Raw genomic sequence first — 12,771 nt, forward strand, 5'->3', positions numbered from 1 at the left:
GGTTCCGGTACCCGCATCGCGGCGCGATGCGGTCGTCCCCGCCGCTCGGCGATTCGTGGAGACGACCGCATCGCCCGCGAACGACGACGCCCTCAGAGGGTCCAGCGCTGGTTGGCACCGCCCCAGCACGAGTACTGGTTCAGCCGGGCGCCGTTCTCGGTCGACTGGTCACGCACGTCGAGACACTTGCCCGAGTGCCGGGCAACGATCTCGACCACCCCGTCCCCGACGTCGCGCAGCTCCCACTGCTGGTTCGTGCCACCGTGGCAGGTCCACTGGATCACCCGGGCACCGTTCTCGGTCGACGCGCCGTCGACGTCGAGGCAGAGCCCCGAGCCCTGGTTCACGACCTGGTGGTACCCGTTGCCGAGGTCGTTCAGCTGCCATTGCTGGTTCGCGCCGCCGTGGCAGGTGTACTGGATGACCTCGGCACCGGGATCCGTGGACCCGTTGACGACGTCGACGCACCTGGCGGAGCCCTCGTTCACGATCTGGGTGAGCCCGCCGGTGGCGTGCGCCACGTACCGCTGCCCTGCCTGCCCCTGGAAGACGACGAGGCCGTCCTCGACCGTCGCCTCGACGGCGTTGCCCTCGTCGTCGGTGAGCGTGAACATGCCCGGCCGGAAGATCTCGCCTCCGATCCGCAGCTCGCCGTCGTTCGCGGGCCGGATGCCGATCTCGCGGACCGATCCGCGCTCCCACGTCGCGTCGACCTCGACGTCGCCGCGGGCCTTCAGCCCCGAGTACGAGCCGTCCTGCCATGCCGTGGGCAGCGCGGGCAGCACGTCGATCCGTCCGGCCTGGCTCTGCAGCAGCATCTCCGCGACGCCCGACGTCGCGCCGAAGTTGCCGTCGATCTGGAACGGCGGGTGGTCGTCCCACAGGTTGTCCAGCGTCGAGCCCTTGAGCTGCTCGGAGAGCAGCTTGTGCGCGCGATCGCCGTCGAGCAGGCGCGCCCAGAAGTTGATCTTCCAGGCCTTCGACCACCCGGTGCCGCCGTCGCCGCGACCCTCCAGCGTGGTGCGCGCGGCCTCGGCGAACTCCGGCGTCTCGGCGGGCGAGACGGCCGCCCCCGGGAAGAGCGCGTAGAGGTGCGACACGTGCCGGTGCCGGTTCGACGGGTTGTCGAGCGCCTGCTCGACCTTCCACTCCTTGAGCTGCCCCCACGACCCGACGGCGAGGCCCGGATAGATGCCCTGCAGCTTCTGGTCGAGGTCGGCGAGGTAGGCGGCGTCTGGCTCGCCGACCAGTTCGGCGGCGTCTGCGGTCGAGGTCAGGACCTCGGTGACGATCTGCTGCGAGATCGACGCCCCGACCGTGAAGTCGCCCTGCTCGGGCGAGTAACTCGGCGTGACCACATACGTGCCGTCGGCGTCCTCCACGAGGAAGTCGATCCAGAATTCCGACACCGCCTTGAGCATCGGGTAGGCCCGCTCCCGCAGGAACTTCTCGTCCCGCGTGAACAGGTAGTGCTGCCAGTAGTGCTGCGCCAGCCACGCTGCCGCGTCCGGCTGCCAGAACGACTGCGGGTACTGGTGGAATCCCGTGAACCCGTACGGGTTCGTCTCGTTCCCCACGACCCAGCCGCGCGTCCCGTACATCTGACTCGCCGTCACCGCACCCGGCTCGACCATCGAGTCGACGAAGTCGAAGAACGGCTCCGTGGTCTCGCCGAGATTGGTCGTCTCGGCCGGCCAGTAGTTCATCTGCAGGTTGATGTTCACGTGGTAGTCGGCGTTCCACGGCGGGTTGTTCACGCGGTTCCAGACGCCCTGCAGGTTCGCCGGGAGCGAGCCGCCGCGCGAGGACGAGATGAGGAGGTAGCGGCCGAACTGGAAGTACAGCGCCTCGAGCGCGCGGGCGCTCTCGGCATCGATCGTCGACCGGTACGCGGACAGCAGTTCGTCGGTCGGGATGTCGGGAAGCCGGGCGCCGAGGTCGAGCTCCGCGCGGTCGAAGAGACTCCGGTAGTCGTCCTGGTGGCGCTCGCGGAGCTGCGCGAAACCGCGGGCGGATGCCGCGTCCACCGCCGTCGTGACCTGGTCGTGGGGGCCGGTGCCGGTGCGGTAGTCGCCCGCGTGGTCCATCGCGAAGTCGGTCGCGGCGCTGAACACGAGCGTCACCGCGTCCGCGCCCCTGACGCCGACCGTCCCGTCGCCGTTCGTCACCGACCCGCCTTCGTTGAGCACCTGCAGCTGCGACTCGAAACGGAGCCCGTTGTTCGAGAGTCGCCCCGCCGTCGCGAGCCGCCCGCCCTCGGCAGTCTGGGTCACGCCCGTGCGCCCGCCCGGCAGGTCGAGCCGCGCGTCGAACCCGATGCGGCCGGGCTCATCGGTCGTCAGGCGCACGACGATGACGTCGTCGGCCGCGGAGGCGAAGTACTCGCGGGTGTAGCCGACGCCGTCGGCGGTGAACGTCGTGGTCACGACCGAGTCGCCGATGTCGAGCTGCCGGCGGTAGTCGCTCGCCTCCCCGATACCCGTCATCGTGAGGTCGAGGTCGCCGAAGGTCTGGTACGACCCGAAGTTGAGCTTCGGCTTGCCCAGCAGGTCCGCCATCGTGCCCGGTGAGACCCCGCCGGTCGACGACTCGGCGATGAGCCGCCGGGCCTCCTCGATCGTCTGGGGGCCACGGCCGTCGGTCCAGTTGCCGTGGTCGTAGCCGCCCTGCGCGCCGGGTCCCCCCGTCCAGAGCGTCTTCTCGTTGAGCTGGAGCCTCTCGTCGGTGACCCCGCCGTAGACCACCGCGCCCATGGCGCCGTTGCCGATCGGCAACGCGCGCTGCTGCCAGTTGCGCTGATGGTCGCCGGCGGTCGACAGGGGCTCGTCGAACCAGATCGTGTCGGGCTCGCCCTCGAGACGCGTCTGGTCGTCCGCTGCGGCCGCGACGGGTGCCGCCGCGGCGGCAGACAGCGGCGCGCCGAGCAGGAGTGTCAGTGCGGTCGCGATCGCCCGCCGCCCGGGGCGGCGTGGCGGCAGTGGTCTCGAGCGGGTGGGATGCGCGGCGCCCGGCGAGCCGGGCCGCCTTTCGTCAGTCATCATCGGCCTCCGAGTCGTGGACTTCGTCGTCCTCACCGCGTCGCTCTGCCCTGGGTAGCGCTCGCAAGCATCTAAGCAGCAAGATCGGAGCTTTGTCAACGAAACACCCGATGTTTGAGAGGGGAGTCTCGCCTGAGAACTCAACATGTTCGCTGCTGATGCGGCATACTCCCGGAGACCGCTCAACAATAGATCTGATGTATAACAGATAGCGCTCCGATGTCTCGTGTGGGGCCACGCAGAGACAGGCGCAGGACACTAGGTGCCGGGACGGCCGTCTCGGGTGTCCGAGCGTCTGATAGAACTCCCCCATGACTCGTCAGCCGTTGATCGGTGTCGTCCTCCCGCGCGACCTGCCCTCCCCGCTGGTCCTGCCGTACGCGAGGGAAGCCGAGCGGCTCGGCTTCGACGAGCTCTGGGTCGTGGAGGACCTGGGCTTCCGCGGTGGGTTCGTGCAGGCGGCAGCCGCGCTGGGTGCGACCGAGCGCCTCCGTGTCGGCATCGGGATCCTTCCCGCTGCGGTACGCAACCCCGCCTTCGCCGCGATGGAGATCGCCACGCTGGAGCAGCTCCACCCCGGCCGGACGGACGTCGGGATCGGTCACGGCATGCCCGGCTGGATGCGCCAGGCGGGGTGCTGGCCCGATCGGCCGCTCACCTTTCTCTCCGAGTACGTCACGACGCTCCGGGCACTGCTGGGCGGCACGGAGTCCGGCGGCCTGCGGCTCGAGCCCTCCGCGGTGCCCGCCGTCGTACCGCCGCTGCTGCTCGGCGTGCGCGGCCCGCGGTCGCTGGCCGCGTCCGGCCAGGTAGCCGACGGGACCGTGCTCGCGGAGCCGGTCTCGCCCGAGTACGCGGCGGCGGCGCTGGGCGCGATCGCCCCGCGCGGCGAGCATCGGCTGGTCGCCTACAACATCGGTGCGGTGGACGACGACGAGCGGGCCGCGCTCCGGGCCGCACGTCCCGGACTGGCATGGATCGGCGAGCCGGACTGGGCACCGCACGTGGCGCCCCTCGATCTCGCCGGCGAGTTCGCGGCACTGCGGGAGCGGTGCGCGTCCCGGGAGGAGTTCGCGGAGCGCATGCCGGACGACTGGGTCGGCCGGCTGGCCCTGGCCGGCACACCTGACCAGGTCCGGAAGCGGATCGACGAACTCGCGCACGCGGGCGTGACCTCCAGCGTCTTCATCCCCGCGGGCCCCGACCCGCTCGCGGCGCTCGCCGCACTGGCCAGAGTGCTGTGAGTGCGCGCTGTTCACGTCGCCCGGTGAATGACCTGGGCGGCGAGCGCCGCATGGCACCGGTGCGGTCCCGCCACCAGCCGTCAGTCCGGGAGCCGATGACGTTCAGAACCGTGTGCCCCCGCTACCCGACTGGCGGCGCCACGGTCAGCTCGAACTGCCCGAGTTCCAGTTGCCGGGCGAGCTCGTCAAAGCGCTCCCACTCGGACAAGTCGCTGACCTGCACCGTGTACCCGACCGCGTCCCCGCCGCCCGTGACGTAGACGTAGACGTGCTCGGCACCGGCCTCGACGAGGGTGTACGCGTCGACGACGTGCTCGCTCCGCGTGGGTCGCGCCCACGCGACCCAGACACGTCGGACCCCGTTCTCGTCGTCGGCCACGAGGTGCAGGTCGGACCTCGGTTGCGCGGGGAACGCGGCGCCCACCTCCCAGGCGATCTCACCGGCCCGTTCCGGGGAGGCTCCCGGTTCGAGGACGACCTCCGTCACGGACCAGCTCGACCGCTCGTCGTGCACGGCGGAGTACATGCGGTGCTGCGTCGCGTCCGCGGACACGACCCCGTCGATGCTCTCCAGCCGCCAGGCCGCGAGACGCACGGAGACCGGCACGCCCCAGGGTTGCCACACGATCAGTCCGACGGCGACTCCGACCACGGTGAGGGCAGCGAGCGTCACGAGCAGGCGGGTGCGATCCATGGCGCCGAGCGCGGCAGAACACGCACCACGCTCGGTGAGCCATCCGTGCAGGATCCGGGAATATCCGACTACTGCCGGAGCGGCGAGCCGCCCGCACCTCTGTCCAGGCGGTCCTGAGCGGCCAGGAGAACCGGGGTGTTGTCTCCCCCGTAGACGTCATACGCACCGATCCGCTGGACCAGCTCGAAGCAGACGCGGCCGATGCGCGGGGTGTAGAAGTGCCAGAACTCGCCGGCCGTGGAGCGGTCGTACTGGAGCTGGTGTGCTGTCAGTCGCGCGAGCCGGCGCGGCACGAGGTTGCTTTCGCCTGAACCCCGGATAGCGAAAGCAACCTCATGCCGCGCGGGCGGCCAAGCCGTCGCCGCACCGAGCCCGCGGAGACCGTCCGGCCGTGGCCGGGCAGCAGGCGGGCCGGCTCCTGCGCCAGGACGGCCCGCAGGCTGGCGTCGAGCTGGGCCGTGTCCTGGGCGAGGAACGGCGGGCCCGGGTGATCGCGCCGCAGCATCCCGCCGGTCAGGAGGTCGCCGACCAGGACGTCACGGCTGGGCCGGTGCAGCAGGCTGATCGAGCCCGGGGTGTGGCCCGGGGTGTGCAGCACGGTCAGCGGAGTCCCGTGTTCGTCGAGGTCGGCGCCGTGCGCCAGGACGACATCGGGCGTGAACGCCGGGAAGGCCGGGCGCATGGTGCGCCGCAGCAGCCGGCCGAACGGGCGCAGCGGCTCGAAGAACTCGCTGCGCCCGTCCCTGGCCCAGCCGGCCTCGGCGTCGTGCACGGCGACCGGGACGCCCAGCAGGCGGCGCAGCGCGGCGGCGCCGCCTGCGTGGTCGGGATGGCAGTGGGTGAGGACGATCATCGAGATCTCCCCGGGCTCGACCCCGGCCCGCGCGAGGCGGCGCAGCAGCAGCCGTTCGCCTCCGGCCGGTCCGGCGTCCACCAGCACGGTCCGCTCGCCGCGGACGGCGTACGCGGTGGACTGGACCAGGTCGACGGCGACCACGTGCTCCGGTCTCCGCGCCGGCCGGCGCCCGCTCATGACCGGGCTCCCCGCGCGTCACCGGTGGGCGCGTCACCGGTGGGCACGTCACGGGTACGGGCCGCGCCCATCCGGGCGTCGTCGGTCCCCGCACCCCCGCGGCCCGCGACCCTGCGAGCAGCCGCGGGAGGGGTGAGGTACATCGCAAGGTGCTCCCGGATGCGGGCGACGTCGGGCGGGCCGGCGTCGCCGATGTGGCGGTCGGGCCGGATCAGGTAGGCGGTAGGCCCCCGTCCGTACAGGGTCGCGGCGGTGCGGCCGCGGTCGAGCAGCACCGGCAGCCCCGCCCGGACGGCGGAGTTCGCGGTGTCCCAGGCCGTGGTCAGCATTCGCTCGGCGACCACGCCGGGCCAGCGGTCCCCGATCGCGGCGGCCAGGTCGCGCGCCTGCTGCGACAGCCGCCCCGTGCGGCGATCTCCGGTGAGCAGCAAGGTGTACCGGTCGCTCGGGAGCCAGTCGTGCAGGCGGACGGGACGGTTGGCGACACCGTCGTACAGCATCGGGTCGGGCAGCCGGTCCCCCGCGCGGGGAGATCGCACAGGCCCGCGGACCGCGGACGTCGCCCGGTAGCTGTGGGCCAGCTGCGACAGCCGGCGCGCCATGGTGCGGCGCACGGGCGGGGCGGCCTGGAGCGCCGTCATGACGGCGTCGCGCAGGTGCCGGCGGGGATCGCCGCGCAGGAGCATGGCCTGGGCGCCGAGGTGGGTGAAGGCGACGACCTGTTCGGCCACGTGGTGCCGTTCGGTCTCGTAGCTGTCCAGCAGGCTCTGCGGCGCGGTCCCGTCGATCACCGCGGCCAGCTTCCAGCCAAGGTTGATCGCGTCGCCGACGCCGAGGTTCAGGCCCTGGCCGCCGAAGGGGGTGTGGACGTGGCCGGCGTCGCCCGCCAGGAACACCCTGCCCCGGCGGTAGCCGTCGGCCTGCCGGTGGGCGAGGTTGAACGTCCAGAACTCGTCGACCGTGTGGATCCTGCCCTGGATGCCGGTGCGCGCCATGGCCTGCTGGGCATCGGCGAGGTCGGGCTCGATCGGGGTGCCGTCGCTGTCGCGGCGCTGCGTGTAGGCCAGGCGGTAGCGCCGCTCGCCGGGCAGCGGGAACACGCCGTAGATGCCTTCCCCGTCGCCGCTGAACGTCATCTCGTTGCGGGGCAGCGGCCAGTCGACGACCGCGTCGCACAGCACCCAGTCGTCGGCGTAGGCGGCGCCGGCGAAGTCCTTCCCGATCAGCGCCCGCACGGTGCTCCGGGCGCCGTCGCAGCCGACCAGCCAGTCCGCGGAGATCGTCTCCGTGCCGTCGGTCGTGGCGACCGAGGCCCGTACGCCGTCGGCGGTCTGCTCGACGGCGGTGCAGGCGGCTTCGCGCTCGACCCGCACGCCCGCGTCGGCAAGCCGGTCGATGAGGATGTGCTCGGTGCGGGCCTGCGGGATGTCGATCATGTACGGGTAGGCGGTGTCGGCCAGTGCCCGGAAGTCCACGGCGATCCGGTCCCGGTAGCCGGTGCGCAGCGCGAGGACGTCGACCCGCTGCCCCTCCGCCAGGATCCGGTCGGCGACGCCGAGGTCGCGGAAGTGTTCCAGCGTCCGGGCGTGCAGGGCCGCCGACTTGGTGAGCTCCAGCACCCCGGCGTGCTTGTCGATGACGCGGCACGCGATTCCGTGGCGCCGCAGCTGGACGGCCAGGGCGAGCCCGGTCGGTCCCGCCCCGACGATCAGTACCTGGGTGCGCGGCATGGCTACCGCCTCCTTCTTCCTCGACGAGAATTAAAAGCGAGCGCTCGCTCTTTTTACTTGCCCGGCGCGGCAGACGTCAAGAGCGAGCGCTCGCTCTCTATAGACTGACCGCATGCCCAGGGTCAGCCAGGAGTACCTCGACGCCCGCCGCCGGCACATCCTGGCCGCGGCGGCCAGGCGTTTCGTCCGCGACGGCTTCCACCACGCCTCGATCCAGGACGTCATCGACGAGGCCGGCCTCTCCCCCGGAGGCGTGTACCGGTACTTCCGCAGCAAGGACGACATCATCGTCGCCATCTCGCTGGAGGCCGTCGGCGCGGTCCAGGCAGTGGTCCAGGACGCCCTGCACACCCGCCGCCCGCTCGACGAACTCGTCGCCGACCTGCCGCGCGCGATCGCGGAACTCGACCACGCCGACGACCGCATGCGGCTGGCCGTCCAGGCCTGGGGCGAGGCACTGCGCAACCCCGCCCTGGCCGGCGCCCTGCAGGACGGCGTCGCCACGGTCGTCTCGGTACTGCGCGAACGCATCCTCATCGGACAGCGCGACGGCGACGTCTCCACCCGCGCCGATCCCGACGCGACGGCGCTCGCCCTCCTCGCCCTGATCCAGGGCTTCATCCTGCAGCGAGCCTGGAACCCGGACCTGTCCGCCGACGCCTACGGCAACGGCACCGGCCACCTCGTCGCCGGCCTGCTCGCGACCTGACGTGGCGCGGCTGCCGCTGGGTCCCGATGTGGGGTCAGTTGCCTCTCGCGAGGGCCAGGGTTCCCTTGAGGTCGAGTCCGGCCTTGGTCCCGCCGTCGCAGAGGATGTCGACGCCGGTGAGGTAGCCGGGCCGGTCGCTGACACAGAAGGCGAGGACCTCGGCGATCTCCTCGGGCCGCCCGTAGCGGCGCAGGGCGGAGTACTCGACGAGCCTGTGCGATCCGCTCTTCTCCTCCAGCCTGCCCATGCCGGTGTCGAAGCTGCCCGGGGAGACGGACAGGATCCGTGCGCCCCGGGCACCGAACCGGGCGGCCATCTCCTGGGAGTACCACATGACGAAGTTCTTGCTCAGGGAGTAGGCCAGCCCGGAACGCAGGTGGCGTGGTAGCAGGTTGGCACGGGCGGTCAGCCGGGACACCAGGCGCGCGCGATCGGTGAACGCCAGCCGGTAGGCGCGGTGGGACACCAGGGCCCGGGGTGCCATGTGGGCGGCGGAGGAGGCTACGTTGACCAGGGCGAAGCCCTCACTCGCGCGCGCCAGGGCGGCCTCGGTGACATGAATGGTTCCCAGGGCGTTGATCGCGATCATCTTCTCGGCGTCGCCCATCTGCGGGCTGACGCCGGCAGTGTGCACGACTGCCCGCAGGGTGCCGTCGGAGCCGGCATCGCGGAACAGGTTCCCGACCGACTCCCGGCTGGTGATGTCGCAGCGGACAGCGGCGACATCCCCGCTCAGCTGCTCGACCGCGTCATCGAGGCGCTTCTGGTCGACGTCCGCGATGACGACGCGATGGTCACGACCGAGGATCCTCGCCGTCGCCAGCCCCATGCCGCCGGCGCCGCCGGTGATGATCGCTGTCTGGTTCATGTGTCTTCTTCCAGTAGATGCGTGGTGCGTTGCTCGGCACGGCATGCCCTACCTGCAGCATCCTGCCAATGGAAGGGTCTGTGAGCATGCCGTGCGCCGCTGACGGAGGCGATGCGCTCGGCAGTCTGTCGAGCGCATCGCCGCAACGGATCACACGCTGCCGGTCGGCTCCGGGACACGCTCGGGCTCGAGCTCGGGGCGGTGCTCCGACTCCGGCACCGGGTTCGGAGTGTGCTGCCGTTCGAGGGCGGTGCCCTCGACGTCGACGTTCGGCAGGAGGCGATCCAGCCAGCGCGGCAGCCACCACGCGCTCCTGCCGAGCAGGTGCATCAGGGCCGGCATGAGCAGCATGCGCACGACGAACGCGTCGACAAGGACGCCGAAGGCGAGACCGAAGCCGACCGAGCGGATCATGACCGACTCGGCGAAGACGAACCCACCGAAGACGGCGATCATGATCAGGCCCGCGGCGATGACGACCGAGCGGCCGGCCCGGAATCCGCGGGCCACCGCGAGCCGGGCGGGCGCGCCGTGCACATAGGCCTCGCGCATTCCGGTGGCGAGGAACAGCTGGTAGTCCATGGCCAGGCCGAACAGGATGCCGACGAGGATGATCGGCAGGAAAGACAGGATCGGACCCGTGCTGTCCAGGCCGATGAGCCCGGCACCGAACCCGTCCTGGAACACCGCCGTGATCGCGCCGTACGTCGCGAACAGCGACAGGACGAACCCTCCCGTGGCGATGAGCGGCACCAGGATCGAGCGGAACACCAGGATCAGGATCAGCAGCGACAGGCCCACCACGACGAGCAGGTACAGCGGGAGCACGTCGTTCAGGCTCTCGGAGATGTCGATGTTGATCGCGGCCTGGCCGGCGACACCCAGCGTGGCCTCGCCGTCGGAGCCGGGCAGATCGAGCGGCGGCAGCCCGCGCAGGTCGCGCACGAGTTGCTCGGTCGACTCACTGTTCGGACCATCCTCGGGAACGACCTGGAAGGCCGCCAGGGTGTCGTCCTCCGAGGTCGCGACGGGCGCGACCGCGGCGACGCCCGGGACGTCGGAGAGCGCCTGGGCGATAGCGAGCTGCGCTTCGGTCACCTCGGCGTCGTCGAGGCCGCCCGGCAGGTCGGCGGTGAGGATGAGGCGGCCGTTCGCACCGGCGCCGAACTCCTCGGCGGTGATCGTGTAGGCCCTCTCGGCCTGCGATCCATGAGGCTCGGACGAACCGTCGGGCAGGCCGACGCGCATCGACAGCACCGGCACGGCCAGGGCCAGGAGCGCGACCACCGCGATGACCGACGTCAGCACGGCCCGGGTGGTGGACATCTCGTTGACCTGCGCGACGGCGGCTTCCTGGCTCGCGGCGGCCTTCCTGGCGCGACGTCCGACGACGTGCCCGCCGGCGAGAGCGAGCAGCGCGGGCGCGAGCGTGATCGCGATGAGCACCGCGATCGCGACGCAGACGGCACCGACGGTACCCATCAGGCCGAGGAACGGGATGCCGGTGATGTTGAGCGCGAGCAGGGCGACGACGACGGTGCTGCCCGCGAAGACCACCGCGGTGCCGGAGGTGCCGTTGGCCAGTCCGATCGACTCGTGCACGTCCATGCCGTGTGCCAGCTGCTTGCGATGCCGGTTGAGGATGAACAGGGCGTAGTCGATGCCGACCGCGAGCCCGAGCATGAGGCCGAGGACCGGGGTGACCGAGGCCATCTCCACGACCCCGGAGAACGACAGCGCGCCGAGCGCACCGATTCCCACGCCGGTCAGCGCCGTCACGATCGGGATGCCCGCGCCCACCACGGTGCCGAGCATCACCAGGAGCACGATGGCCGCGACGATCAGCCCGGCCACCTCGCCGGGGCCCACCGGGCTGGGCACGGCCTGGGAGATGTCGGAGGAGACCGCGGCCTCGACCCCGTCGATCGGCGTGGCGGTGAAGTGCTCCACCACCGCTTGCTTCGACTCCTCCGACAGCTCCAGGCGCGGCTCGGTGAAGGCGATGTTCACCTGCGCGGCAGAACCGTCCTCCGACACCACGCGGACGTCCTGCGACAGGTCGAGCAGCGCGGCACCCACCTCGAGCCGCGCCGCGTTCTCCTCCAGCTCGACGGCATTCGCGTCGAGGTCCTCCTGCCCCTGCCGCAGCTCCTCACGCTGCGCGTCGATCTGCTCCTGCTGGGCGTCCAGCTGCTCCTGCTGGACATCGATCTCGGTGGTCGGGAATCCGGCAGCCTCGGCCTGGTCGCGCGCCTCGTCGAGCTGGGCCTGGGCATCATCCAGCTGCTTCTGCCCGTCCTCGAGCTGCGCGCTGCCCTCGTCCAGCTTTTCCTGGCCGTCCTCGAGCTGCTCGCGCCCGTCGGAGATCTGCGCCTCGCCGTCCTCGACTTCGGACAACCGCGTCGCGCGGTCCGACTCGGCCTCGAACGGGTCGACGACCTCCGCGACATCCGGCAGGTCACCCGCGGAATCGACCAGGTCGCTGATCCGTTCCTTCTGAGCATCCGTGAACGCCGAGCCGTCCGTGGTCCGGAAGACCACGGTGCCCGAGGCACCCGCCAGGTCCGGCAATGCCGTCTCGAGCTCCTCGACCACCTCGGAGGACGGCAGGCCCGGTACGTCGAAGCTCGTCGCGAGCTCACCCGACCAGGCGACGAAGGCGCCGGCCGCTCCCCCGAGCACCAGCACCCACACGCAGATCACCGCCCACGCGCGGCGTGCCGCGCCCTTGCCCAATCGGTACAGCAGTTCCGCCATCGGTCTCTCCTCAGTTCTGGGTCCCGCGAACGATCGCTTCAATACTACGCTACGTTGCGTCTCGCTAATCGACCGCTAGGATCGGAGCCATGACAGAAGCGGCAGCGCCCCGACGACGAGGCGCAGCGCGCAGCGAGGCCGCCAGACTCGCCATCATCCGCGCGACCGCGACCCAGTTCGCCGGCCGCGGCTACGACCACATGACCATCGAGGGCGTCGCCGCCGAGGCCGGCGTCGCGAAGCAGACCATCTACCGCTGGTGGCCGTCGAAGAGCTCCCTCGTCGCCGAGGCCCTCATCGAGGGCAATCTGCTACCCGACCATTTCGGATTCCCCGACACCGGCGACTTCCGGGCAGACGTCACCACCTGGCTCGAGAACATCCTGCGCTTCATCGACGAGCCGGGAAACACCTCGCTCGTCGGCTCGCTCATCACGGCGTCGGCCGAGAACCCGGACATCGCCCCCCTCCTCAACGACTCACTCGGCGCAGGCGATTTCATGGCGCGCACCCGCGAAGCCGTGGTCGCGGGCGACCTGGCGCAGGACACCCCCGTCCAGGAGATCGTCGACGCGCTCCTGGGGGCGATCGTCATCCAGGTGCTGCGGCGTGCGCCCTCCCGCCCCGGCGCCGCCCGGACACTCGTCGACCTTCTCCTGCACTGACATCGGCCGAGTCGCGGGAATCGCCTCCCCGGC

General features: G+C 71.2%; 10 protein-coding genes. 3 read left to right on the plus strand and 7 right to left on the minus strand.

The features are described from left to right. Positions 1-92 precede the first annotated feature (92 nt). Entirely contained in the window at positions 93-3,038 is a 2,946-nt protein-coding gene (locus ACYVK5_RS07375; RefSeq protein WP_460703373.1) for a glycosyl hydrolase family 95 catalytic domain-containing protein, read from the minus strand. A 311-nt stretch (positions 3,039-3,349) separates the two neighbouring features. Here ACYVK5_RS07375 and ACYVK5_RS07380 point away from each other — a divergent pair, with 311 nt between their 5' ends. Continuing rightward, positions 3,350-4,282 carry an LLM class flavin-dependent oxidoreductase gene (locus tag ACYVK5_RS07380; RefSeq protein WP_460703375.1) on the plus strand — a complete coding sequence of 311 codons (933 nt, stop codon included), beginning with the start codon at positions 3,350-3,352 and terminating at the stop codon, positions 4,280-4,282. 121 nt (positions 4,283-4,403) lie between these two features. Here ACYVK5_RS07380 and ACYVK5_RS07385 read toward each other — a convergent pair whose 3' ends face one another. The 4 genes from ACYVK5_RS07385 to ACYVK5_RS07400 form a co-directional block, all read right to left on the minus strand. Beyond that, positions 4,404-4,976 (minus strand): hypothetical protein, encoded by a 573-nt coding sequence (locus ACYVK5_RS07385; RefSeq protein WP_460703377.1) that lies wholly within the window; start codon positions 4,974-4,976, stop codon positions 4,404-4,406. 68 nt (positions 4,977-5,044) lie between these two features. Further along, on the minus strand, positions 5,045-5,269 hold the full coding sequence (locus ACYVK5_RS07390; protein ID WP_460703379.1) for a hypothetical protein: 225 nt from the start codon (positions 5,267-5,269) through the stop codon (positions 5,045-5,047). Next, positions 5,245-6,009, minus strand: coding sequence for an MBL fold metallo-hydrolase (locus tag ACYVK5_RS07395; protein ID WP_460703381.1), 765 nt, complete (start codon positions 6,007-6,009; stop codon positions 5,245-5,247). The genes ACYVK5_RS07390 and ACYVK5_RS07395 overlap by 25 nt, the downstream gene beginning before the upstream one ends. Further along, complete coding sequence (locus tag ACYVK5_RS07400; RefSeq protein ID WP_460703383.1) at positions 6,006-7,739, minus strand: FAD-dependent monooxygenase; 1,734 nt, start codon at positions 7,737-7,739, stop codon at positions 6,006-6,008. Before ACYVK5_RS07400 ends, ACYVK5_RS07395 begins: the two co-directional genes overlap by 4 nt. 112 nt (positions 7,740-7,851) lie before the next feature. On the opposite strand from ACYVK5_RS07400, the gene ACYVK5_RS07405 reads away from it, so the two are divergent. Beyond that, positions 7,852-8,448: a TetR/AcrR family transcriptional regulator gene (locus tag ACYVK5_RS07405; RefSeq protein ID WP_460703385.1), complete on the plus strand. Its 597-nt coding sequence runs from the start codon at positions 7,852-7,854 to the stop codon at positions 8,446-8,448. A 34-nt stretch (positions 8,449-8,482) separates the two neighbouring features. Here ACYVK5_RS07405 and ACYVK5_RS07410 read toward each other — a convergent pair whose 3' ends face one another. Further along, positions 8,483-9,316, minus strand: coding sequence for an SDR family NAD(P)-dependent oxidoreductase (locus ACYVK5_RS07410; RefSeq protein ID WP_460703387.1), 834 nt, complete (start codon positions 9,314-9,316; stop codon positions 8,483-8,485). 150 nt (positions 9,317-9,466) lie between these two features. Continuing rightward, positions 9,467-12,073 (minus strand): MMPL family transporter, encoded by a 2,607-nt coding sequence (locus ACYVK5_RS07415; RefSeq protein ID WP_460703389.1) that lies wholly within the window; start codon positions 12,071-12,073, stop codon positions 9,467-9,469. Positions 12,074-12,162: 89 nt separating this feature from the next. On the opposite strand from ACYVK5_RS07415, the gene ACYVK5_RS07420 reads away from it, so the two are divergent. Continuing rightward, a complete protein-coding gene (locus ACYVK5_RS07420) occupies positions 12,163-12,738 on the plus strand; it encodes a TetR/AcrR family transcriptional regulator (protein ID WP_460703390.1) in 576 nt (191 codons plus the stop codon). Positions 12,739-12,771: the final 33 nt, after the last annotated feature.

Source organism: Myceligenerans halotolerans (genome assembly GCF_054782975.1).

Coding starts and splice junctions, on each gene's coding strand:
- ACYVK5_RS07415 (WP_460703389.1), bottom strand. CDS start 12,073: ATGGCGGAACTGCTGTACCGATTGGGCAAGGGCGCGGCACGCCGCGCG.
- ACYVK5_RS07420 (WP_460703390.1), top strand. CDS start 12,163: ATGACAGAAGCGGCAGCGCCCCGACGACGAGGCGCAGCGCGCAGCGAG.
- ACYVK5_RS07385 (WP_460703377.1), bottom strand. CDS start 4,976: ATGGATCGCACCCGCCTGCTCGTGACGCTCGCTGCCCTCACCGTGGTC.
- ACYVK5_RS07400 (WP_460703383.1), bottom strand. CDS start 7,739: ATGCCGCGCACCCAGGTACTGATCGTCGGGGCGGGACCGACCGGGCTC.
- ACYVK5_RS07375 (WP_460703373.1), bottom strand. CDS start 3,038: ATGACTGACGAAAGGCGGCCCGGCTCGCCGGGCGCCGCGCATCCCACC.
- ACYVK5_RS07410 (WP_460703387.1), bottom strand. CDS start 9,316: ATGAACCAGACAGCGATCATCACCGGCGGCGCCGGCGGCATGGGGCTG.
- ACYVK5_RS07395 (WP_460703381.1), bottom strand. CDS start 6,009: ATGAGCGGGCGCCGGCCGGCGCGGAGACCGGAGCACGTGGTCGCCGTC.
- ACYVK5_RS07405 (WP_460703385.1), top strand. CDS start 7,852: ATGCCCAGGGTCAGCCAGGAGTACCTCGACGCCCGCCGCCGGCACATC.
- ACYVK5_RS07380 (WP_460703375.1), top strand. CDS start 3,350: ATGACTCGTCAGCCGTTGATCGGTGTCGTCCTCCCGCGCGACCTGCCC.